The following is a 25,009-nucleotide window of genomic DNA, read 5'->3' as shown; positions in this document are numbered from 1 at the left end:
AGGAGACTATCATGGCCGTTACCAAAGAAGAAGTTGTTGAATTTATCTCCAATATGACCGTTCTTGAACTCTCCGAGTTCATCAAGGAACTGGAAGAAAAGTTTGGCGTGTCTGCTGCTGCTCCCGCCGCAGCCATGATGGTGGCCGCTCCGGCCGCTGGTGGCGCTGCTGATGCCGCTGAAGAAAAGACCGAGTTCGACGTTATCCTGAAGGAAGCCGGCGCCAACAAGATCGGCGTCATCAAGGTTGTGCGCGCTCTGACCAGCCTTGGCCTCAAGGAAGCCAAGGAAAAGGTCGACGGCTGCCCCTCCACCCTGAAGGAAGCCGTGTCCAAGGAAGAAGCCGAAGACGCCAAGAAGCAGCTGACCGAAGCCGGCGCTGTTGTCGAAGTGAAGTAAGCACGTTTATTACGCGCTTTATGGCGGGGCCTTCTGGCCCCGCTTTTTTATTATCTGGCGCAGTTTTTATTCTGCTGATGTTCTGTTTTTGCAGGCGTATTTTCTTTTTGCCAACGGCGTATTTTTTGTTTATATTTGGCAAGCGAGAAATTTACCTCAGAAAAAGCTTGCCAAAACTTAAATTTCTTATTATGTATCCTCTTTCATGAACGGCACAGGAGGCCTTTTTCTGTTTAATATAACTTACTGTATAAGTACATATTTTTAAGGTAGATACCCGAGCCCAAGCCCTGTTTACCCAGACAGGGATGGGTTTTTTTCGCCTTACCCCGCACAGTAAGCAATTGCCTCCCGCCGTGTCTTACGCTTTCAGGGTGCAGTGACAGCAAGTTTTTTGCCCGCCGGCTTCGGCAGATACTTCTTTGTCGCTCCGCCGGGGCGCAACCGCTACCTATCTTGAGGTACCCATGGGCCAGCTCACCAAACAGTTCGGCAAGATCAAGATCTCCCTCCCTATCCCCCATCTGCTAAATCTGCAGATAGACTCATATGAAAAGTTTCTTCAGGAAGGTGTTCCGGAAGCCGAACGCCGCCCTGACGAAGGACTTGAGGGCGTTTTTCATACGGTCTTTCCTATTGAAGACTTTAACAAAACCGCCAGTCTGGAATTTGTCAGCTATGAAATAGGCGAGCCAAAATACGACCAGGCCGAATGTATTTCAAAAGGCCTGACGTACGAAGCCCCCATGCGCATTAAAGTGCGCCTTGTGGTGTATGATGCCGACGAAGCTTCGGGCAACCGGACTATTCGCGACATCAAGGAGCAGGATATCTATTTCGGTACCCTGCCCCTCATGACCGAAAAGGGCACCTTTATCATAAACGGCACTGAACGCGTCATCGTCAACCAGTTGCAGCGTTCGCCCGGCATCATTTTCGAGCACGACGGCGGCAAGACGCATACCAGCCGCAAGGTGCTCTATTCGTGCCGGGTCATCCCCATGCGCGGCTCCTGGCTGGACTTCGACTTTGACCACAAGGACATTCTCTACGTCCGCATCGACCGCCGCCGCAAAATGCCCGCCACCATCCTGTTCAAGGCGATGGGCATGAGCAAGGAACAGATCCTTGACTACTTCTATACGCAGGAAACCTACCGTCTGGAAGAACGCAACACCATTTTCTGGGAAGTGCGCAAGGAACTGTACCGCAAGGACAACGCCTATGCCGACATCGTCGACAGCGAAGGCAATGTCATCGTCAAGGCCGGCAAGCCCATTACCAAACGCAGCTGGCGTCTTATCTGCGAGGCGGGCATCGAAGCCATCGAAATGCGCCCCGATACCCTGGACGGCATGTTCCTGGCCGGAGACGTGGCGGATCCCAAGACTGGCGAACTGCTGGCCGAGGCTGCGGACGAAATCACTCCCGGGCTGCTGGACCGCATGCGTGATGCGGGCATCAACCGCGTGAGCGTGCTGCATACCAAGGGCAACGACACCTCTTCCTCCATCCGAGACACCCTCATGCTGGACCGCATTCCGGACCAGCTGAAGGCGCAGGAGGAAATATACCGTCGCCTGCGTCCCTCTTCGCCGCCCACGGCGGAAATTGCGGCCAGTTTCTTTGACAACCTGTTCCGCAATCCCGACTACTACGATCTGTCGCCCGTGGGTCGGTACAAGCTCAACCAGCGCCTCAGCCTGGACGAGCCTTCCGATCTGCGCACCCTGACGGACAACGACATTCTTACGGCCATCAAGGTGCTGGTCCACCTCAAGGACAGCCACGGCCCTGCCGACGATATCGACCATCTCGGCAACCGTCGCGTGCGTCTGGTAGGCGAACTTGTGGAAAACCAGTATCGTATCGGCCTTGTCCGTATGGAGCGCGCCATCAAGGAGCGCATGAGCCTGCAGGAAATCTCCACACTCATGCCGCACGACCTTATCAACCCCAAGCCTGTGGCTGCCGTGTTGAAGGAATTCTTCGGCACATCGCAGTTGTCGCAGTTTATGGACCAGACCAACTCCCTTTCCGAAGTGACGCACAAGCGCCGCCTCTCGGCCCTGGGACCCGGCGGCCTGACCCGTGAACGCGCAGGTTTTGAGGTGCGCGACGTGCATACCTCGCACTATGGCCGCATCTGCCCCATTGAAACGCCCGAAGGTCCCAACATCGGCCTTATCGTTTCGCTGACCACCTTTGCCAAGGTCAATGACTACGGCTTCATTGAAACGCCCTATCATGTGGTGCGTGAAGGCCGGGTCACCGATGAAGTGCTCCACCTCGACGCCTCCCGCGAAGGGGATCAGGTGGTGGCGCAGGCCAACGCACTGCTGGACGAGCAGGGCAACCTTGTGGACGAATTCGTCACCGTGCGCGTCAAGGGCGAAGTGGAAATGCGCCATCGCGACGAAGTGACCCTTATGGACATTTCGCCCAGCCAGATGGTTTCCATCTCGGCCGCGCTTATCCCCTTCCTGGAGCATGACGACGCCAACCGCGCGCTCATGGGTTCCAACATGCAGCGTCAGGCCGTGCCCCTGCTCCGGTCCGAAAAACCCCTTGTGGGAACCGGCATGGAAGTGGACGTGGCCCGCGACTCCGGTGCATGCATAGTTGCTCCGGCTGACGGCAAGATCGAATACGTGGATGCGGACCGCATCGTGGTGGCCTACGAGGGCGATGTGTACAAAAAGCAGGGCGGCGTACGCGCTTACGACCTGCTCAAGTACCACAAGTCCAACCAGAACTCCTGCTTTGGACAGAAGCCCAGCTGCCACCCCGGCCAGATTGTTAAAAAAGGCCAGATTCTGGCTGACGGCCCCGGCATTGACGATGGCGAACTGGCCCTCGGCAAGAACCTGGTGGTGGCCTTCATGCCCTGGTGCGGCTACAACTATGAAGACTCCATCCTCATCTCTGAACGTACGGTGAAGGAAGACGTCTTCACGTCCATCCACATTGAGGAATTCGAGGTGGTGGCCCGCGATACCAAGCTGGGACCCGAAGAAATCACCCGCGATATTCCCAACGTCAGCGAAGATATGCTGCGTAACCTGGATGAAAGCGGCATTATCCGCATCGGCGCGGCAGTCAAGCCCGACGACATCCTGGTAGGTAAAATTACCCCCAAGGGCGAAACCCAGCTTACCCCCGAAGAAAAGCTCCTGAGGGCCATCTTCGGCGAAAAGGCCAGGGATGTAAAAAACACGTCACTCAAGGTTCCCCCGGGAGTGGAAGGCACCATTATTGACGTCAAGGTCTTCAACCGCCGTTCCGGCGAAAAGGACGACCGCACCCTGGCCATTGAAGGCCACGACACCGCAGTGCTCGACCAGAAAGAAGCCGACCACATGCGCGCCCTTACGGACCGTACCCGCGCCCTGCTGATCCCGCACGTGGTAGGCAAGCAGGTAGCCGCATCCCTGCCCGGTAAAAAGAAGGGTGAAGTGCTGGTGGAAGCCGGCGCGGCCCTGACGGAAGAAATGCTGGCCAGCCTGCCGGTGAAGAAGCTTTCCGGCCTCTTCAAGAGCAAGGAAGTCAACGATGCCGTGGCCGAAATCCTCAAGCCCTATGACCAGCAGGTCGACTACCTGCACGCCATTTACGATTCCAAGCGCGAAAAGGTCACTGAAGGCGATGATCTGCCCCCCGGCGTCATCAAGATGGTCAAGGTGCATATCGCCATCAAGCGCAAGCTTTCTGTGGGTGACAAAATGGCCGGCCGCCACGGCAACAAGGGTGTTGTTTCCTGCATTCTGCCGGAAGAAGACATGCCTTTCTTTGCCGACGGCCGCCCCGTGGATATCGTGCTCAACCCCCTGGGCGTGCCCTCGCGTATGAACATCGGCCAGATCATGGAAACCCACCTCGGCTGGGGAGCCAAGGAACTGGGCCGTCAGCTGGCGGAACTTCTGGATTCCGGCGCGGCCATGCAGGTGCTGCGTGATGAAGTGAAGAGCATCTTCAGCTCTGACGACATCAACGCCCTGGTGGACGAGATGGATGATGAAGAGTTCAAGGCCTCTGTGAGCAAGCTGCGCAACGGCATCGTGACCAAAACGCCTGTTTTTGACGGCGCGACCGAAGAAGAAATATGGAGCTGGATGGAAAGAGCCGGCCTTGCCAATGACGGCAAGACAACTCTTTACGATGGGCGCACGGGCGAAGCCTTCAAAAACCGCGTGACCACGGGTGTCATGTACATGCTCAAACTGCACCACCTGGTGGACGAAAAAATCCACGCCCGCTCCACGGGCCCCTACTCCCTGGTGACGCAGCAGCCCCTGGGCGGCAAGGCCCAGTTCGGCGGCCAGCGCCTGGGTGAAATGGAAGTGTGGGCGCTTGAAGCTTACGGCGCCGCCTACCTGCTGCAGGAGTTCCTCACGGTCAAGTCCGACGACGTGACCGGGCGCGTGAAAATGTATGAAAAAATAGTCAAGGGTGACAACTTCCTTGAAGCCGGTCTGCCCGAATCCTTCAACGTTCTGGTCAAGGAGCTCATGAGCCTTGGGCTTAACGTGACCCTGCACCAGGAAGAAGGTAAGAAAAAGCCCAAGCGTACGGGCTATATGAGAGAACGCGAGGACGAGGCTTAAACCGCCCCATTCGGCGGGCACGGACAAGCGTTGCGTCAGCCGTCAGCGGCATGCCCGCTCACGGCTGACGACAGCATAGCTAACGATTCCAACGAGCTTTTACCAAAGCAAGGTATTATATATGAGCCTGGACGATCTTTTCACCGCTCGCGGCACGTCGGCCAACGTGACCAACATCCGCAATCTGAAAGCCATCCAGATTTCCATTGCCTCTCCTGAAGCCATCCGCGAATGGTCCTATGGCGAGGTAAAAAAGCCGGAAACCATCAACTACCGTACCTTCAAGCCTGAGCGCGACGGCCTTTTCTGCGCCAAGATCTTCGGCCCCGTGAAGGACTATGAGTGCAACTGCGGCAAGTACAAGCGCATGAAGCACCGCGGCATTGTCTGCGAAAAATGCGGAGTTGAAGTCATTGCGTCCAAGGTGCGTCGCGAGCGCATGGGGCACATTGAACTGGCCGCGCCCGTAGCCCACATCTGGTTTTTGAAGACTCTGCCTTCCAAGATCGGCACCCTGCTGGACATGACCATGGCCGATCTGGAAAAGGTGCTGTACTTTGACTCTTACATTGTGCTCGACCCGGGCCAGACCAACCTGCAGAAACGCCAGGTCATTTCCGAAGACCAGTATTTGCAGATTCTGGACCACTACGGCAGCGATGAAGTGCTGACCGTGGGCATGGGTGCTGAAGCCGTGCGCAGCCTGCTGGAAGAACTGGAGCTTGAAAAGCTGCGTACCGAACTGCGCGAAGAAGGCGAGGCCACCAAAAGCCAGACCAAGAAGAAAAAGCTTACCAAGCGTCTCAAGATTGTTGAGGCTTTTCTTGAGTCGGACAACAAGCCCGAATGGATGATTATGGAAGTTATTCCTGTCATCCCGCCGGAGCTGCGTCCGCTCGTGCCGCTGGACGGCGGGCGTTTCGCCACCTCCGACCTCAACGATCTGTACCGCCGCGTCATCAACCGTAACAACCGCTTGAAGCGGCTTATGGAGCTTGGCGCGCCGGAAATCATCATCCGCAACGAAAAGCGCATGCTGCAGGAAGCGGTGGACGCCCTCTTTGACAACGGCCGCCGCGGCCGCGCCATTGCAGGAACCAACGGCCGTCCCCTCAAGTCCCTTTCGGACATGATCAAGGGCAAGCAGGGCCGTTTCCGCCAGAACCTGCTGGGCAAGCGCGTGGACTATTCCGGGCGTTCGGTCATTACCGTCGGCCCTTACCTCAAGCTGCACCAGTGCGGTCTGCCCAAGAAGATGGCGCTTGAACTCTTCAAGCCCTTCATCTATTCGGAGCTGGAAAAACGCGGTCATGCCTCCACTATCAAAAGCGCCAAAAAAATGGTGGAGCGCGAAGAGCTGGTTGTCTGGGACATCCTGTCAGAAGTGGTGCGCGAATACCCTATTCTTCTCAACCGCGCCCCGACCCTACACCGCCTCGGCATTCAGGCTTTCGAACCGCTGTTGGTCGAAGGCAAGGCCATCCGTCTGCACCCGCTGGTCTGCTCCGCATACAACGCGGACTTTGACGGCGACCAGATGGCTGTACATATTCCCCTGTCTGTAGAAGCGCAGATCGAATGCCGCGTGCTCATGATGAGCACCAACAACATTCTTTCACCCGCCAACGGCGGCCCTGTTATCGTGCCTTCGCAGGATATCGTGCTTGGCCTCTACTATATGACGGTGGAACGCAGCTTTGAAAAGGGCGAGGGCATGAGCTTCTGCGCCCCGTGGGAAGTGGAAAGCGCCTATGACGGCGGCATGGTTTCGCTGCACGCACGCGTCAAGGTGCGCATGCCTGACGGGCATACCTACGACACCACGCCCGGCCGTGTGCTTGTGAGCGACATTCTCCCGGAAAAGCTGTCCTTTGACCATGTCAACTGCGTGCTGACCAAGAAGAATATCGCCCGCCTTGTGGGCGCGGCCTACGGCCAGTGCGGCATCAAGGCCACGGTCATTCTTTGCGACAAGCTCAAGGATATGGGCTACGAGTTCGCCACCCGCGCCGGTGTGACCATCGGCGTCAAGGACCTGACCATTCCCGACCGCAAGAAAGACATTCTTGCCACGTCCCAGGCCGAAGTGGACGACATCGAACACCAGTATCGTGACGGTATCATCACCCGTACTGAAAAGTACAACAAGGTGGTGGACGTGTGGACCAAGGCCACGCAGGACGTTTCCACGGAAATGATCAAGGAAATCTCCTACGATGTGCTCACTGATCCCAAAACCGGCAAGCAGGAAAAGAACCAGAGTTTCAACCCCATCTTCATGATGTCCAACTCCGGCGCGCGAGGCAACCAGGACCAGATGCGCCAGCTTGCGGGCATGCGCGGCCTTATGGCCAAGCCTTCGGGTGAAATTATTGAAACGCCCATCACCTCCTCCTTCCGTGAGGGGCTGTCGGTGTTGCAGTACTTCACCTCCACACACGGCGCGCGTAAAGGTCTGGCGGACACGGCCCTCAAAACGGCCAACTCCGGTTACCTCACCCGCCGCCTGGTGGACGTGGTGCAGGATGTCATCGTGGCCGAACACGACTGCGGTACGGTGGACGGCATCGAGCTGACCCACCTCAAGGACGGCGGCGATGTCAAAACGCCCCTGTCTGAACGCATCATCGGCCGCGTACTGCTCTATCCCGTGCATGATCCCGACGCTCCGGAAGAAATCCTCTTGCCCGAAAACACCATCATTTCGGAAAAAGAGGCCCAGATCATCAGCGACAAGGGCATTTCCTCGGTTACCGTGCGCTCGCCCCTCACCTGCCAGGCCGAACGCGGCATCTGCGCCTTGTGCTACGGGCGTGACCTTGGCCGCGGGCATCTGGTCAATACGGGCGAGACCGTGGGCATCATCGCGGCACAGTCCATCGGTGAGCCCGGCACGCAGCTGACCATGCGTACCTTCCACATCGGCGGTACGGCATCCAGCACCATTGAAAAGAACAAGTTTGAAGCCCTCAACGCGGGTCGCGTCATCCTGAACCGGGTCAAGGCCGTTACCAACAAGGACGGCGTGCACCTGGTGCTGGGCAAGAGCGGCCAGCTGACCATCGTGGACGCTCAGGGCCGCGAACGCGAAAAGTACATTCTGCCCAACGGCGCACGCCTGCTGGTGCACGATGGGCAGGAAGTGGTCAAGGGTACGGTCATGGCCGAATGGGACCCCTTCAACGAACCTTTTGTGTGCGAAGAAGAAGGTACCCTGCGCTTCACCGACATCATTGACGGCAAGACCGTGCAGGAAAAGGTGGACGACATCACCCGTCAGGCCAGCCTGACAATCATGGAATACCGCACCACCAACTTCCGCCCGGCCATCTCCATCTGCGATGACAACGGCAACGTGAAAAAGCGCAGCCACGGCGGCGCAGCGGCCATCTATAGCCTGCCCGTCGGCTCCATCATCATGGTCAAGGACGGCGAGCATATCCAGGCTGGCGACATCATCGCCCGTAAACCCCGCGAAACTGCAAAAACCAAGGACATCGTGGGCGGTCTGCCCCGCGTAGCCGAGCTTTTTGAGGTGCGCAAGCCCAAAGACATGGCCGTGGTTTCCGAAATATCGGGTACGGTCACCTATGCGGGCGAATCCAAGGGCAAGCGCAAGCTGGTTGTCACGCCTGAAATCGGCGAAGCCAAGGAATACCTGGTTCCCAAGGGCAAACACATTACCGCCGCTGACGGCGACTTTGTAGAGGCCGGAGACCCGTTGACCGAAGGCTACCCCGAACTGCACGACATCCTGCGCACCAAGGGCGAAAAATACCTGGCCCGCTATCTTGTGGACGAAATTCAGGAAGTCTACCGCTTCCAGGGCGTGGGCATTGACGACAAGCACATTGAAGTCATCGTGCGCCAGATGCTTAAAAAAGTGACCATTCTGGATACCGGTGGCACCAGCTTCCTGGTGGGCGAACAGGTGGACAAGGGCGAATTCAAGCATGAAAACCAGAAGGCTATCGCCGAGGGCCGCCAGCCCGCCACGGCGGAACCTCTGGTGCTGGGCATCACCCAGGCTTCGCTTACCACGTCCTCCTTCATCTCGGCGGCATCCTTCCAGGAAACTACCAAGGTACTCACCGAAGCCTCCCTCAAGGGCAAGATGGACTACCTGCGCGGACTCAAGGAGAACGTCATCGTGGGCCGCCTCATTCCTGCTGGTACAGGCTACCGTGAATACGTCAACGGCGAGATCATGGTTCCCGACCAGAAGGAACGCCCCGACAAGTTCCTTGAGGAGCTTGAAGAAAACCCTATTCTGGTTGATCTGAACAGCTAGAGCAATTAACGCTTCAAATGATTGTAGGGCGGCTTTGCCGCCCTACAATCATTTGGAGACAAATCTTTCCAGAGCATTTCAAGTATGAAATGCTCTGGAAAGAAAATACAGCCAACAAAAGAGGCGCGGGATATCCCGCGCCTCTTTTGTTGGTAATGCCGCAGCAGGGGCGCTCAACCTTCGGGAAGCGCCAGTTCATGAGGCCTGAAGAAAAAACGCTTAGTGCATTTGAAATGCGGCATGCACATATGGCGCGTATGTGCATGCCGCGCAACGCCGGTTGGCTCAGCTTGTGGGGGCCGGAGGAGACTGCGTACACGGAGGACGCAGGCAGACAAGGCAGCCGGGCCGCACGGCGAAAGATGTTTGTTCATGGCAGGTTCCGGACGCGTCCTGCATCTGGTTGCGCCGGATAAACAGCTGCAGGGCTCCCTTGGCTGCCGTACCCGCACGGGCCTGTGCCAGAAGGCGCCCATCTGTGGTGATAACGGAGCAGACAGTTCCTTCATAGGGAGGGCGTGTGCCGAAAAGCAGGCACCACAAGCGCAGACCGTCCTTTTCTTCCTGCACCCGCACCACTTCGCCGCAACCAAGGCGCACCAGCTTGCGTATGAGCCTGCTGCCCTGCCTGTATACCCCCACGCCCACCAGCAGGGCCATACCGACAAAAGCCGCAGCCAGCACAAAAGGATTACACCCGGTAAGGCGCTGGGCAAAAGAGGTTGAATGATCGCGCATAGCAGCGGCATCCGCGCGCACAACTACGGCATAGTTCTGGGCCGTGGTCGCCGCCGCGCCCCTGAAGGTCACGCGCATCTGGTACTCACCGGCTTCTGCGCCGTTTTCTGCGGCAACAGTACCGCGCCACATGCCGTTGCCAAACCAGTATCCGGCAAAAAAGCCTTCAAGGTTGAAAACCAGCGGCGCATCTGGAGGCGTAAAACGCACCTCTATGTCGCCTGTTACGGGATTTTTGACTGTAAGAGGACCGGAAAGCGCCACAACATTGCCTGGCAGCATTTCAAGCGTATTGGTCCCGGAACGCATCAGGCCTTGCAGACCGTCCACCAGTCCCAACAAGGCCACGGCCAGCAGCAGGGCGCATACAGTACCCAGGCGGCGCTGGCGCTGACGGATATTCTGGCAGGCATCCCAGGTGTCGGCGTCAAGAACAGTCTGCATGGATGAACCGTATCCTTTGAACGTGGCGGCAGCAATCATGACATACCCCTGTTAGAGCATTTGGCTTTGAGCGCATGTGTCCTCAAAATACTTATAACTGTTCACTCCGGCGCTTTACCGGCAAACATGCAGCGACGCTGTATTGCTCCGCAAGCCCTTGTATAGCTGGACAGAATCTGTGCTGCACCTTCATGACGGATGTCTGTTTGCGCGCTAGGCAGCTTCAAACAATGCCTCTAGCGTTGCTGGACCAGCTGCGAACCCTTGACCTGGTCAAGCACACGCCAGCTTACCAGGGACAGGCCCATGCGCGGCAGATGCACCATGCTTTGCCCTTCGGCGGGAAAACGCCGCCGAACCACGCGCGTAAGCCAGAATGCCCCGCTCCACAAGGGAATGGTGATGCCGAAAAACCATGCGCAAAACGTCAGTTCTGCCGCGTCAAAACTGCGCGACGACTGGTACATGGCTACAAAAATGGCGCCCACCATAAGCGCGTTAGCCGCAATGCGGACGCAACTGATATAAAGGTGCTGCTTGTAGCTGTTCATGCTGTTCTCCGGAAACGTTTACACCGGGGCGGGCAACCCGCCCCGGTATTCTTGATGCCAATGATCTACTTGCTGAAGATGTTGGTCCTGGTCACGTTCATGATGCGTATGGCCTGGTTCTTGTCCGAGTTGCGGAAGGCAATGCGCATTTCGTTACCCGCAGCCCACACATAGGGGGGCAGGTCTATATCACCAGCCGGGACCTTGAAGGTGATCAGGGCGCTCAGGCGGTTTGAGTATACGGTGACCGTCTGTTGTTCCTTGTCAACAACAGGGAAGGTCTTGCCCGCAACCTTGGGATGCCTGGGACGTATATTCTTTTCCACATCCACAAACTGCACGGGGATTTCGCGCACGGTCTTGGATTCGGGATCAAATACGAGCACTGTATTCTTTTCAAGGTCGATCATGAGGCGTCCGCCTACTTCAGGCAGAGGTCCCATCTCGCCGGCAACGGTGGGCAGCTTGAATGTATGCACGCCGCCGCTGTAATGCGGATTGAACTGGTCGTGAGTAACGTCAACCACGATGGTCAGTGTTTTGGCTTCGGGATTGAAGGCCACACAGCGGCCCTGTTCCACCCCGCCCTCGAAGTTGCAGGCAGTGAGGAAAGTGGAAAGCCCAAGCACCAGTATAAGCAGCAAACTACGAATCTTCATGGCTGTGTCCCTCCTAGCTGTTCGCTGCCCGCATCTTTTTGGCGGCCAATTCCGCCTTGGCGCCCTGGACCATCTTCACCGCGATGTAGATGGAGATGGCGCTTACGAAACCAAGAACTTCAACAGTGGCAAGGGGGCCAAGCAGCCAGCCCCAGGCGGGGAATTCTGCCTGCAGAAGCTTGAGAACGACCGACATGAGGCAGCCCAGAACAGCCAGGCCGAAAACAAAGCGTATGCCATAGCCTTTGACGTACTTGGTGGCCACCACGCCTATCTGCGCGCCAACGGCTGCGCCGCACAGCATGATGAGCGCGGCCAGCAGCTCCACGCGGCCCTTGTACGCGTAGGACGCCGTGCCATACAGGCCGGAGATGGCAACTTCAAAGAGGTCCGTACCCACTGCCAGATGGGTGGGGCAGCCCACAAGATAGACAAGAGCGGGCATACGGATGAGACCGCCGCCGATACCGAGGATGCCTGCCAGCCAGCCGGTGAAGAGGCTGACGGTGATAGGCAGCCACGCAGAACAGGTGATGTTGGCATGCTTGTAATGGACAACGGGAGGTATCCTTATGGCCTGAAGCTTGGAGGCCCAGTCAATGCCGACGGCAGCGGCATCCAGTTCCTTGTGTTGCGCCTTGGCTTCACGTTCCTTGCGGCGGCGCACGGCGGCATCATGAAACACCAGCCATGCGATGGATATAAGCAGCACCACGTAGAGCCAGCGCACAACCTTGTCTACCGAGCCGATCCGCTCAAGCCACATGACCATCTGCGCGCCAATTTCGACGCCAATGACCGTACCAATGAGCATGGTGATGCCCAGGGCGTAGTCAACGTTGCCGAACTTGCCGTGCCGCATGGTTGAGATAAGCGATTTACCGGCCATTTGCGCCACGTCGGTTCCGATGGCGAACGCCATGGGAAAGCCCAGGATATTCAGACCTGGGGTTACCATCCACGCGCCGCCCAGGCCAAAGAACCCGCCGATAATGCCCACGCCGAAACCAAGAATGATAAGCCCCGGCCAAAAAATGTACACGCCGGAGATGGGCATCAAGATATACAGCCAATCCATATGCGCCTCCTTACTTTTCGGCCAGTTCGCGGTGCTTGAGGTCGATGCCGATGTGCGACATCACGAGGTCGGCCAGCCAGCCAAGAATGCAGCCCACAATGGGAATGATGAGCATGGTCAGGATGGCGAAAAAGAAATGGCTTTCATTGTACATTTCCGCCCACCAGTACAGGATGCCGTCCAGCTTGCGGGTATCGGCCACAATCACCACCGCCGCAGCCTTGCCCCCTGCAGCCAGAGCCAGACCGGGCATGGCGGCCAGCATGAGCGCGCAGCCCGCCAGCCAGGTCATAAGCGTGCGCATCTTTTTCATAAGAACCCTCCACTCTGTTTTGAGATCCTTTGGACTCTCTTTCGGCAGTACCCCCACCGGGCCATGCCGACTGTCACGCAGTGAATGTGAAAAAGATAGCAATCGCCATGCCATTGCGTAATAATTGCCGTATTTTGCCGGTTTTTTCTCAATTTTGCGCGAAAAAACTTGCCAGATTTTCCCGAGATGCCTATAGTGGGCGCAAAGCTTGCGCTTTTTTGCGCAACCTTAGCCAAGGGGGAACAATGCGCTTCTACAGAACGCTTCCCGGCGGAAGCACCCTCGATGTCACCTCCTTTTTTATGAATCGCAGCCTCGTCAGCCGCATGCTCATGCTGGGGCTTCCCCTGCTGACGCTCGTGCTGCTGCTTATCTTTCTGACAACAAGCAGCAGTATCGAGCACATCATAAACCGCGCAATAGCGCGCAACGCGCAACTTCAGGCGCAGGCCATGAGTCTGGCCCTGGAACATGCCCTGGCCGAAACGCGCAACCAGCTGCTTATTCTGGCCGCAGGCTCCATGGAACCGCAGGACATGGTCCGCAGAATGGAATTTCGCGCCAGAGCCGATGGCCTGCAGTACCGCGAAGTGGCCTATGTGGGTCTGACCCCTGAAAGCCGCTACCTGCTGCTGAATCATGAAGGGCGCATCATAAATATCCCCATGCAGGTGGCTCTCGACAGCCCCGCAAGCCCTTTTCATAACCTGGGGGGCGACCAGCGCCCCGGCTATGTCAATGTCGGGCAACCCATGGAAGCTGTGTACGCTATGGTTCCGGTCAATAAATCCCTGCAAAGCGTTTCGTTGCATGTACTGCGTTTTTTTACCGCCGTGCATGACAAGAACGGCAATTTCCAGGGCTATCTGCTGCTGTCGCTGGACATGAAAGACCTGAGAAACATCGTTTCGCGCTATTCTTCGCCGGATGCGCCCATCGCCGCATCCGGCACGGACACGCGCGTGCGCAGCCTGTTTTTCGACCGCGACGGCTGGATGATATTTCAGTCTGAAGTTCCCGACGCGGCCCTTGCGGGCAAAAGCCTTGGCAACGATGCGGTTCGGGCGGGCTTTTGGGGTGACTACGGGCGTCCCGGCTTCAGCATGGCCTTTCGCCCCAGCCCGGACCATATCAACTACTGGAGCATGGTAGCCGAGGTGCAGGGGGGCCATGCCGGACAACTGCCCATGACAGAAAGCAGCACCATATGGAGCAACGGCCAGATGCGCGTGGAACGGGTAAGCTATGTCCCCGTTGCTTTCAATCCCGGCTCCGGCGGCGAACCTGTAGTGCTGGGAGGACTGGCCGTTCTGGACACCAGCTTCACCACTACGCGCACCGGTATGCAGATTATGGGCATTTATGCGGTCAGCTTTATGGGCGGCATGGTTCTTCTGGCCCTGAGCCTGTGGTGGCTGGCGCGTCAAATGGGCAAGTCACTCAATGTCATGGCCGGCGAACTGCGCAACCGCAATATCCACGATAATGATGAAGATCTTGCCCTGCCGCAGCTTCCTCTGGAAATGGAACGCATCAAGAACAGCATCAACGCCCTGTTGAAGCGCTTGCGCCAGGCCAAGGAAGAACGCCGCAGCCATGAGGCTCTTCAGGACGCCCAATGGCAGCGCGAGCCGGCTTCTGACCTGCCGCATCCCGAAGACCTCCCCGCCAGTGGCCTTGTGGGCACATCGCCAGCTATGCAAACGCTGTATGATCAGGTGCGCAAGGCATCGCAGGTGCTGGCGGATGTTCTGGTGGTGGGCGAAACCGGCACCGGAAAAGAGCTTGTTTCAGAAGCCATACACCGCCTGAGCGCCCGTGCTTCAGGGCCGTTCATCACCATCAACTGCGGTGCACTGGACGAAAATCTGCTCATGGACACCCTGTTCGGCCACGTGAAGGGCGCCTTCACCGAAGCCAGGCAACCACGCAAGGGGGCATTTCTGGCAGCCGAAGGCGGCACACTCATGCTGGATGAAATAGGCAATGCCGCACCCAAGGTGCAACAGGCGCTGTTGCGGGCACTATCCACACGACGGATCCGCCCCCTGGGCAGCGACCAGGAAGTGCCCTTTGACACACGCATCATCGCCGCCACCAATGCGTCCCTTCCGGACGAGGCACGGGAAGGGTCCTTCCGCGAAGACCTCTATTATCGTCTGGCCGTCATAACCATTCACACACCGCCTCTGCGGGAAAGAAAAACAGACATTCCGTCCCTGACAGTCTACTTTCTGACCGAAGCGGTAAAAACGCGCGCCAAGGCGGCGGAAATGGACGCCGAAGCACAGACGGAAAGTACGGAATCGACTGCTTACGGACCAGCGCAGTCTCCCGCGGCACACGGCGCGCGCAGGACATTGCGCATGCCCCAGGTCAGCCGGGGCGCCCTGGCAAAACTGACGGCTCATGACTGGCCCGGCAATGTACGCGAGCTTAAAAACACGCTTACCCGCGCCCTGACTTTCTGCGAGGGGGATATCCTCTATGCCGAGAATATCCAGCTCGGTCCCGTAGCCTCTTCCGCTGCGCCGGATAAAAAAATACCGGCCCGGCGCGAAAGACAGGACACGTATGAAGGACCTTTGACGGAATCCCGGGAACTGCCGAAAACACCACAGGAGCAGGCGGACCAAAAAACAACGGAGCAGGCCGGTACAGCGAGTCAGATGGCTGCGACCGATGCGGGCCGCTCCCCCGACCAGCCTGCGGAGCGGCAAAACGGCCCTGAACGTGAAGTAAGCAATTCTTCAGGCCCCTGTGCGTCTTCCGCCCCTCTCCCTTCCACCGGTCCGGCGCAGGAAGCCTCGCCTACTGCAAGCGGCCAGGATTCGCGCGATGATCCGGGCAGATCAAACGACGCTGGCAGCGCGCACAGCACACACCCTGCCGGCTCTGCCGCTTCCGCAGAGGAGGCCATCCAATATCAGCGCCCTCTGGCGAATGAAGCTCCGGAGGGCATGGATTTCATGCAGGCAGACATGCCCCGCCTCAATCACCGTCAAACAGAAATGTGGCCACGCATTGAACAGGCGGGCAGCATCAGCCGCCAGGAATACCAGCAGATGGTTGGGGAAAATATTTCCATGCGCACGGCACAGTATGATTTACAGTTTTTTGTGCAGATGGGCCTTGTACGTAAAGAAGGGCGCGGCCCGGCGCAGCGCTATGTGGTTGTGCAGGGCAGACCATTTTCCGGCTGATACACGCTTTTTAACGTCTTATCCGGAGCATATCCATGGTCGGCAAACTGAAAAAATTCTTTGGCCGCAAGCCGCGTATTTCCCGCGAGCAGGCCATGACCGCCTTTCACAGACGATATGCCTCATTCAAGGAACTGCTTCAGGCCAATGCAGACCTGGCGGGCATCCTGGCCGGTCTTAACGCCGCACAGCAGGGCGAGCGTCATATGGAAACAAGCCAGGTACGCAAGGAAGCCCGGCGAGCTATCTTCCGCTGTGACCGCATGGCTGCCGCACTCAACGACATTTCCGGACAGCGCCATCAGGGGCTGAATACGTCCGTGCACAGCATTGCCGGACGGATAGAAAAAGAGCTGGATCAGCGTACCCGTGGCGATGTCCCCAGCCTGACCCTGGACCTTACAGAAGTGGACGCCAGCATGGCCTACAGCGTGGGCGGCAAAAACGCCAACCTCGGCGAGTTACGGAATATGCTGGACATGCCCGTGCCGCGCGGCTTCGCCATTACCATAAAAGCCGGAACCATCTTTCTGCTGCGAACACCGGGGCTTTTCAAAAGCGTTTACTTTCTGCTACGCTCCGTGGACCCGGACAAACCGGACAGCATCAATGCTGTATCCCGTCAGGTGGAAAAACTCATCCGCGAGGCTGCCGTTCCCAAGGAAGTGGAAGATGCCCTGCTCAAAGCCTGGGACATGGCTTATGGCGATGATCCCCAGGTGGTGGCGGCCCTGCGCTCCAGCGCCATCGCCGAAGATGGGGTGCAGTCTTTTGCCGGGCAGTACCGCAGCCTGCTGGGCGTAACACGCAACGACCTGATTCCGGCATTCAAGGTCGTTGTTGCCAGCCTGTTTTCACCCCGCGCCCTGACCTATCGCGCCAGCCACGGCTATGCCCTTGATGCCACGGGCATGGGTCTGTGCTGTGTAGAGATGGTGCGCGCCCGCGCCGCAGGCGTCGTTTTTTCCCGCCACCCCGTAGACCTGCGTTCCAACAGCATTGTCATCAACGGCCTGTGGGGTCTGGGTGAAATGGTGGTGGACGGTTCAGGCACACCGGACCAGTGGCTGGTATCGCGCGCCACCGGAAAAATTACCAAGACCACCATTGCCCACAAGGCTGTGCGCCTGCGTCTGGTGCGCAAGGTGTCGGGGGTGGAAAGCGAACTGGCCCCCGTGCCAGATGCCTTGCGGGATGTTCCCTGCCTCAGCGATGATCAGGTACGCCGCCTGGCGGACATGGCCATGGAGCTGGAACGGCACTACCAGTATCCGCAGGATATGGAATGGGCTGTGGACGAGGAGGATCAGATCATCCTGCTGCAGACCCGCCCCATGGGGCTGGACAGTACGGCGGAAGAAAAAGCCGCCCCCATCCTTGGGCATCTGCGCCCCCTGCTTTCCGGCGCAGACGTGGCCGCCAGAGGCGTGGGCTGCGGTCCTGTGGTTTTTGTGGGCGATGGAGAAGATATTACCCACTTTCCCGAAGGCGCGGTCATGCTTATGGACCACTCCTCGCCCAGCGCCATGTCGGCCATGCGGCGGGCCTCGGCCATTATCGCCCAGACGGGCAGCCTTACCGGGCATATGGCTTCCATCTGCCGTGAGTTCGGCGTGCCCACGCTTATGAATCTGCCCGGCGTCACGGGCGTGCTCAGCGAAGGCCAGGTCATCACCGTGGATGCCCTCACCGGCAGGGTTTTTGACGGCGAAATACCGGAGCTTCTGGCCCTACGGCTTACCCGGCCGCAGGCCAGGGCCGACAGCCCCGCCCTCATGCTTCTGCGCCGAGTGGCCCCGTACATTCTGCCACTGCATCTGGTAGACCCCAGAGCGGGCACCTTTACTCCGGAGCACTGCACCTCTCTGCACGACGTCATGCGCTATGCCCACGAAATGAGCTATGCCGAGATGTTCCAGTTATCAGACAGTGTTACGGAAAACAGCGCCGGTGTTGCCAGCCAGCTTGTAAGCTCTATTCCTCTTGATCTTTATGTAATCGACCTTGGCGGGGGCCTGCGTAATCCCGAAGCGCGGCGCGTGCTGCCCGAAGACGTAACCAGCGTTCCCTTCAGGCATGTGCTCGACGGCATGCTCAATCCCGCAGTGCAGGCCCGCGGTCCCCGGCCGGTCAACATGCGCGGTTTTCTTTCGGTCATGGGGCAAAGCGTCATCGGCTGTAATGAAGAAGGATGCTCGCGCTTCGGCCAGCGCAGTTATGCCATTGTTTCAGACCGTTACCTCAATTTCTCTTCACGTGTCGGCTACCATTATGCCATTCTTGATACCTGGTGCGGCGACACCCTGAGCAAGAACTACATCCGCTTTGAATTCGCGGGCGGGGCCGCAAACAATGTGCAGCGCGTACGCCGGGTGCGCTGCATAGGGCTTATCCTCAAAGAGCTTGGCTTTACCGTTGAGCTTACTGGTGATAGGATACGGGCACGCTACCAGAAGTATCCACGGCCCGAGCTGTGCTCACGTCTTGACCAGCTGGGGCGCCTGCTTATCATGACTCGCCAGATGGATATGCTCATGGTAGACGAGGCCGCAGTGACGGCCTATGCCACAAAATTTCTTGAAGGCGAGTATCATTAGCCGCAGCTTCCACCGGAGCAGCCGTTGCGCGTCTGCCGCAACGAGCGCGGCATAACGTAATTGAGGCCACATGTCGCCCCTTGCCGCTTCTCCCGTTGAAACCGTGCGACAACCCGTATCACCGGAACCGCCGCAAACCCTGTTAAGCCGTGATTTTATTCTGCTGTTTTGCATGACTATGTTCTGCAACAGCTTTATCGCCGTTTTTTACTGTTTTGAACAATGGCTGGAAGGCATGACCATCAGCCCCAACTGGCGCGGAGTGCTGCTGGCCTCCATGTTTGCCATGGTGCTGCTGTTTCGCCCGCTGGCCAGCGTGCTGCTGCTTCGCCGCGGTAAACTGGCCGCCATGGCCGTTTCCATAGTCATATCAAGCTGTGTCATGCTGGGCTATTCACATGTTGGCGGCCCACACGTTATCGGCATGATATGGGCGTTGCGCATCGTGCAGGGCATCGCCCTGGCCGTATTTTCAAGCTGTACCGTAGCCGTGCTTGTCAGCTGCATTCCCAAGGGGCAGAGCGCGCGCGGCTTTGCCATTTTTTCGCTTACCATGCTGCTGCCCTATTCCATCATTCCCGCAGCCGCAGAACCCATACTGCCTCTGCTGGGTGGAGAAGCCGGACTTTTTGCGGCATCTGCCCTGCTCGGCCTGCCCTCGCTGCTCATGCTGATTCCTCTGGCCCCGCGCCTGAGAACTCCCGAAATGGCCCCCGAAGACGGGGGCGGCATGTCGGGCCGCGCCCTATGGCAGGCTGTGAGCCGTTCGGGCCTGCTCTTTGTTTACCTGGCCTGTCTGGCCTTCAGCATCATGACCGTGCAGGCCATATTCTTCATCAAGGGGCTGTGTTCGGTCACCGGGGCGAATCCGGCATGGTTCTTCAGTATTTATACACTGACCATCATACTTGTGCGCCTTGCGGGCAGCAACCGGCTGGATACCATGCCGCGCTACCGGGTCACACTTTTATGCAGTGTAGTGCTGGCATGTTGCATGCTGGGCCTGGCCTGGGGGCCGCTGTGGGCCTTTGTGCCGCTGACCTGCCTGTACGGGCTGGGGCTGGGCCTGCTCTATCCGCTGCTGGCGGCTGCGGTATATGACCGCTCAAGCCCCGCCACACGCTCCATCAACTCCAACGTCATGATGGCCACCTTTGACGCCAGCGGCATGCTGGCCCCGCTGATCGGAGGCATGGTTATCAACGCGGGCTTCGGTTACAGGGGCGTATTCACGGCCACGGCAATTTCCGTAAGCCTGTGTGGCTGCTTCATGCTCGCCGACAGGCTGCGCCTGGCCCTGCGCGAACGCAGGCAGATACCCGAAATGCAATAAATTCACTGGCCGGCAAGACCGGCAGCACGGCTGTTTCGTACAGGATTACTCCTGAACAACCTGCGTGCCGTTTTATCGGCACGTCCTTATGAGAACAACACTATAGTCAATCATACTGTATTGTTGTTAAAAAATAGCAGCATATCGCGGCAGTTGCATTCCAGCACGAATTATATCACTATAATCGATAATTATATCCTACCAATACGGAAGGATACCATCACCGCTGCGTCCGGATTGCATTCCGCCTGGCACTGCTCCCGGTTACGTTGCGTGCATTGCGGCAGCTATTGCCGGAAAAAGGAGACCCTATGTCCGCTGTACAAAGCATCAGCGCCAGAGAGCTGCACAGTGTGGACTTGAAGCAGGCTCTTGTTGTGGATGTTCGTTCCCCCATGGAATATTCTGAAAAACGGCTGGCCATGCCTACAGCCTTTGCCCCTGTGACAGACCTTGATCCCCGTGATGTTGCCCTGCGCAGCGGCGTACTTGCCGATACACAGCTATTCACCATTTGCCGCAGCGGCGCACGCGCCAAAAGCGCTGCTGAAAAATTTTTCCGGGCCGGGTATACTAACGTGCGCTTCATTGACGGGGGCATTGCCGCCTGTGAAGAAGCCGGTTTCGCCACGGTTGGCGAAGGACTGCCCAAAACTGGAGAAGCATCGCCCTCGCTGGACCGGCAGGTACGCCTGGCAGCAGGAGCGCTTACGGTACTCTTCATGCTGCTGGGCTATGGCATCAGCCCGCTGTTTTATCTGGGTGCGCTGTTTATCGGCGCAGGTCAGGTTTTCTCCGGCATCACCAACTGGTGCGGAATGGCCCTTCTGCTCATGCGCGCTCCCTGGAACCAGAAAGGAGCCTCATGCACACTTGGGGGAGCCTGTTCCATCGGCGGTAACAAGGGCGGCGGCGCAAGCCCCGGTGCAAGCTGCCAGTAACCGGCAACAGCCGGGGCATGCCCGGCAAAGGCCTATCCCGGCCAAGACCGACCAATACCGCAGTGCCGGATCAAAGCCCGGCACGCCGGATATTCACGGTTGGGCCAGTTCCAACCCTACAGCGCCGCCAGGCGCAACCGACGCCCAAGGAGACTATTATGACTGCCCCCAATGTGCGCGGATTTTTTGACCCCGTTACCGCAACCTGGACCTATGTGGTCTGGTCCGGTACAGACAGCCGCCGGCGCTGCGCCATTATCGACAGCGTGCTGGACTATGACATGCCCTCAAGCCGCACCGGCACGGCATCCGCAGATACGGTTATTACATTTGTACACCGGAAAGAGCTTGAGGTAGAGTGGATACTTGAAACACACATTCATGCGGACCATATTACCGCCGCCCGCTACCTCAAGGAAAGGCTGGGCGGCAAGATAGCCATGAGCAGGCACATGCTGAATATCATCGCCACCTGGGTTCCCGTTTTTCAGACCGGCGACGATACCCCGGCCGATGGAGCAGATTTTGACCATCTTTTTGAAAACGATGAAACATTCACCATTGGTGACCTCAAGGCCAAAATCATCCATACGCCCGGGCATACCCCGGCCGACACCACCTACATCATCGAAGATGCCGCCTTTGTGGGCGACACCATCTTTCTGCCCGACGTGGGTTCCGGCCGCTGCGATTTCCCGGGCGGCAGCCCCGAGGGCTCCTACGAATCTTCGCGCAAACTTTTTGCCCTGCCGGACCATTACCGCATATATGTGGGACACGACTATCCCCCGGCAGGCAAACGCGGCCCCGAGTGCATGAGCACCGTCGGCGAACAAAAGCTGAAAAACGAACGCCTGCACATGGGCATTGATAAAAACAGCTTCGTCTCGCGCCGTAAGGCAGATGATACGGGCAAGGCCGTGCCGCCTCTGCTGCTGCCCTCCATCCAGGCCAATATGCGCGCAGGCGACTTTGGCGCACCAACTGGAGGCATTCAGTACGTAAAATTGCCGGTAAACAAGATCTAGCCGGAATACATACATTTTGCCATGAAGGCCCTGATGCCCGGGCCTTCATGGCATTGTCATTTTATGAAAGCCGTGTCATATTGTGAGCAATAGCTATTACCTGTAACCATCGGTGTTGCGACCGCCATTGCGGGCAATACCGCATCTCAAGGAGATCCCATGCGCACATTGATTGTCGTGGCCTACCCCAGTGAAACGCAGGCCAGTGAAGAACGCATCAAGTTTCTGAAAATGCAGAAGGCCTATCTTGTGGACCTTGAAGATGCCGTGGTGGTTACCCGCAAGCAGGACGGCAAGATCAAGCTGCACCAGCTGTATAACCTTACGGCAACAGGCGCGCTGAGCGGAGGCTTCTGGGGTGCGCTGATCGGCCTGATCTTTCTGAACCCCCTGCTGGGCCTTGTGGTCGGCGCGGGTGCGGGAGCCGTAGGCGGTGCGCTGAGCGATGTGGGCATCAACGATGACTTCATGAAGCAACTCGGCGAAAAGCTCACACCCGGCTCTTCGGCCCTGTTCGTCCTCGTGGATTCTGAAATTACCGACAAGGTTCTGGCGGAACTGCGCGGCTCCGGCGGCCAGGTCATCCAGTCCTCCCTGTCGCACGAAGATGAAAACCGCTTGCAGGCAGCGCTGAGCGCCGCCCAGGATGCGGCGGACAAGAACTAAAAAAACGCGCCCGTACTCTACGGGACTGTACATTGTCACACGGCAGCCCACGTATACGCACCGCACATGCGGCAAAAGGCTGCGTAAAAGGTCCCCGGCAGGGAAAGATGCATGAACTGCCGCGGAGTCGGCCGAAAAAACAGACAGGGGGAAAAGGCGCGCCCCTTTTCCCCCTGCTTCTGCGATGGCCCCCAAGCGCTGCCTTAATGCCAGCCTCCGTGTTGGCACATTGCGGCGGCAATGCCGCCCGCAACCGCATATCTGCTTGCCGCCCACAGGGCAGCTTTAACGTAACACTGTTCTGACTGCTGCGGAGCAGGCATCCACTGAAAGTGTACGCGCAGTTTGTTTGCGCTGTTAAATACCGTAGTGAACGCCTTTAATCCTTCAAAATACATATTCTCAAAGGTAAAACGCCCCGGGGCCACGCCGGACACTCCCACCAAAAATATTCCGGCAGTGCGGCCATTAATGCTGCTACAGCCTGAAGGATTTTTGTACGTTATATTACCGTGAGATACAAGGTACAAAAGGAATTACGCGGGGCGGCATACGCGGGGGCGCTTGCTCTCCGCCGCTTTCGGGCGCATAACGGAAAAACAGCATCCGGCTCGGGATGCGCCATACCAATTTTCTGTCGAAGACCTCACCAGCACGGCAGACATAAAATACAGGCCTTGAGGCTGCAAAGGCAGGAGGCTGCATGAACACGCTTTTTTCTCCCATCAAGCTTGGCGGGCTGGAGCTTGCCAACCGCATTGTCATCCCCCCCATGGACCAGTATTCGGCTGATGAGGGGCGTCCAACCCAATGGCATCACATGCATTACGGCCACCTGGCTGTTTCCGGCGCGGGGCTGCTCATTGTTGAGGCCACCGCCGTGGAACCTGCCGGCAGAATATCTCCGGGCGACCTCGGCCTGTGGAATGACGAACACGAAAACCTGCATAAAGGCATGCTGGAATTCATAGCCGCTTTTTCTTCCATACCCACGGCTGTCCAGCTGGGACACTCCGGGCGCAAAGGATCCACGGCCCGCCCTTGGGAAGGGCGTGGTCCCCTGGGCCTGCATGAGGGCGGTTGGGATGTCTGCGCGCCTTCTGCCCTTCCCTTTGACGCCGCCTCTCCCGTTCCCTCAGCCTTGAGCACCGCAGACATTGACCGCCTGACCGCTTCTTTTGTAACAGCGGCACAACGGGCACAACGCGCGGGCTACAAGGCTGTGGAACTGCATGCGGCCCACGGCTACCTGCTGCACGAATTTCTCTCGCCCCTGTCCAATAAAAGAGAAGACGAATACGGCGGCAGCCTCGAAAACAGAATGCGTTTTCCCTTGCAGGTGTTTGCGGCGGTGCGCAAAGCCCTGCCCTCTGTCATACCGGTGGGAATGCGTGTTTCAGGTACAGACTTCACCCCGGGTGGCTGGGATGTGCAAGAATGCGCAGTGCTGGCGCAACGGCTCGAAAAGGCCGGTGGCGCCTTTATCCACGTTTCCGGCGGTGGGCTGACCCCCGAGCAGAAAATACGCCTTGCCCCCGGCTATCAGGTGCATCTGGCCCAGGCGGTCAAGCAGGCTGTTGACAGCATGCCCGTCATAGCTGTGGGCCTTATCACGGAGCCGGAGCTGGCAGCGGGCATTATCGTTACCGGACAAGCCGATATGGTGGCCGTGGGACGCGGCATGATGTATGACCCGCGCTGGCCCTGGCATGCCGCAGCCGCTCTGGGTGTCTCCATTGCCGGAACTCCCCGGCAATACCTGCGTTGCCAGCCCCACAGGCTGAAAAACCTCTTTATCTGATGCGCTGAATACCTGAATACTTGAAATACGGCTTCCGGCAGGCAACGTCCGCCTGTGCCTGTTTCACGCAGGGTTTGAGAACAACTGCCTGTGGGTACTTCACACCTGAAGTACCTGAAGGAACCGGCATCACGAGAGCCGCTTCGCTTTCCGGCCAGGATACACCTGCGCAGCAAAGAGCGCATTCTTCAGGCCACAAAGCAAAAGCAGAAACATCCGGCACAGCCGGAAGGCGAGCGGCTCCCGTGGCAATACCATACAAGACCGCTTATCCTTAGGCATCCCCGGGCATCCCCCGTACTCTGCAGGGGGCCTGCATCGTACCCTTTTTCCTTCAGCTTCTTCCAGTTGCCCAAGTCGCGGC

Annotated in this window: 15 protein-coding genes; 10 read left to right on the top strand and 5 right to left on the bottom strand. The window is 58.0% G+C overall.

What is annotated here, in order from left to right; genetic code table 11:
* Positions 1–11: 11 nt before the first annotated feature.
* The 3 genes from rplL to rpoC all read left to right on the top strand — a co-directional run bounded on the left by rplL (position 12) and on the right by rpoC (position 9,293).
* On the top strand, positions 12–398 hold the full coding sequence (rplL, locus tag ACZ495_RS02260) for a 50S ribosomal protein L7/L12 (RefSeq protein ID WP_012625258.1): 387 nt from the start codon (positions 12–14) through the stop codon (positions 396–398).
* A 467-nt stretch (positions 399–865) separates the two neighbouring features.
* Complete coding sequence (rpoB, locus tag ACZ495_RS02255; RefSeq protein WP_012625259.1) at positions 866–5,002, top strand: DNA-directed RNA polymerase subunit beta; 4,137 nt, start codon at positions 866–868, stop codon at positions 5,000–5,002.
* A gap of 121 nt (positions 5,003–5,123) precedes the next feature.
* Positions 5,124–9,293: a DNA-directed RNA polymerase subunit beta' gene (gene rpoC, locus ACZ495_RS02250; RefSeq protein WP_012625260.1), complete on the top strand. Its 4,170-nt coding sequence runs from the start codon at positions 5,124–5,126 to the stop codon at positions 9,291–9,293.
* Positions 9,294–9,578: 285 nt separating this feature from the next.
* Here rpoC and ACZ495_RS02245 read toward each other — a convergent pair whose 3' ends face one another.
* From ACZ495_RS02245 to ACZ495_RS02225, 5 genes are all read right to left on the bottom strand, one after another.
* On the bottom strand, positions 9,579–10,514 hold the full coding sequence (locus tag ACZ495_RS02245) for a hypothetical protein (protein ID WP_083577936.1): 936 nt from the start codon (positions 10,512–10,514) through the stop codon (positions 9,579–9,581).
* Between the two features lie 197 nt (positions 10,515–10,711).
* Entirely contained in the window at positions 10,712–11,026 is a 315-nt protein-coding gene (locus ACZ495_RS02240) for a hypothetical protein (RefSeq protein WP_012625262.1), read from the bottom strand.
* A gap of 65 nt (positions 11,027–11,091) precedes the next feature.
* Positions 11,092–11,685 carry a DUF4881 domain-containing protein gene (locus ACZ495_RS02235; RefSeq protein WP_012625263.1) on the bottom strand — a complete coding sequence of 198 codons (594 nt, stop codon included), beginning with the start codon at positions 11,683–11,685 and terminating at the stop codon, positions 11,092–11,094.
* A gap of 13 nt (positions 11,686–11,698) precedes the next feature.
* Complete coding sequence (locus tag ACZ495_RS02230; RefSeq protein WP_072312140.1) at positions 11,699–12,763, bottom strand: sulfite exporter TauE/SafE family protein; 1,065 nt, start codon at positions 12,761–12,763, stop codon at positions 11,699–11,701.
* A 10-nt stretch (positions 12,764–12,773) separates the two neighbouring features.
* Positions 12,774–13,076, bottom strand: coding sequence for a DVU0150 family protein (locus ACZ495_RS02225; RefSeq protein ID WP_012625265.1), 303 nt, complete (start codon positions 13,074–13,076; stop codon positions 12,774–12,776).
* A 245-nt stretch (positions 13,077–13,321) separates the two neighbouring features.
* Here ACZ495_RS02225 and ACZ495_RS02220 point away from each other — a divergent pair, with 245 nt between their 5' ends.
* The 7 genes from ACZ495_RS02220 to ACZ495_RS02190 all read left to right on the top strand — a co-directional run bounded on the left by ACZ495_RS02220 (position 13,322) and on the right by ACZ495_RS02190 (position 24,645).
* Positions 13,322–16,279 (top strand): sigma 54-interacting transcriptional regulator, encoded by a 2,958-nt coding sequence (locus ACZ495_RS02220; protein ID WP_464262546.1) that lies wholly within the window; start codon positions 13,322–13,324, stop codon positions 16,277–16,279.
* A 35-nt stretch (positions 16,280–16,314) separates the two neighbouring features.
* Positions 16,315–18,876, top strand: a complete 2,562-nt coding sequence (locus ACZ495_RS02215) for a PEP/pyruvate-binding domain-containing protein (protein ID WP_464262545.1) — start codon at positions 16,315–16,317, stop codon at positions 18,874–18,876.
* Positions 18,877–18,946: 70 nt separating this feature from the next.
* Positions 18,947–20,209 (top strand): MFS transporter, encoded by a 1,263-nt coding sequence (locus ACZ495_RS02210; RefSeq protein WP_012625268.1) that lies wholly within the window; start codon positions 18,947–18,949, stop codon positions 20,207–20,209.
* A 311-nt stretch (positions 20,210–20,520) separates the two neighbouring features.
* Positions 20,521–21,150 carry a rhodanese-like domain-containing protein gene (locus ACZ495_RS02205; protein WP_083577937.1) on the top strand — a complete coding sequence of 210 codons (630 nt, stop codon included), beginning with the start codon at positions 20,521–20,523 and terminating at the stop codon, positions 21,148–21,150.
* A 158-nt stretch (positions 21,151–21,308) separates the two neighbouring features.
* Positions 21,309–22,178 (top strand): MBL fold metallo-hydrolase, encoded by an 870-nt coding sequence (locus ACZ495_RS02200; RefSeq protein WP_464262544.1) that lies wholly within the window; start codon positions 21,309–21,311, stop codon positions 22,176–22,178.
* A gap of 159 nt (positions 22,179–22,337) precedes the next feature.
* Positions 22,338–22,844, top strand: a complete 507-nt coding sequence (locus ACZ495_RS02195; RefSeq protein WP_012625271.1) for a DUF1269 domain-containing protein — start codon at positions 22,338–22,340, stop codon at positions 22,842–22,844.
* Between the two features lie 703 nt (positions 22,845–23,547).
* Positions 23,548–24,645 carry an NADH:flavin oxidoreductase/NADH oxidase gene (locus ACZ495_RS02190; RefSeq protein ID WP_012625272.1) on the top strand — a complete coding sequence of 366 codons (1,098 nt, stop codon included), beginning with the start codon at positions 23,548–23,550 and terminating at the stop codon, positions 24,643–24,645.
* Positions 24,646–25,009 lie beyond the last annotated feature (364 nt).

It is taken from the genome of Desulfovibrio sp. GTC20076, assembly GCF_055385905.1.
This window is presented reverse-complemented; position numbering and strand designations above follow the sequence as displayed.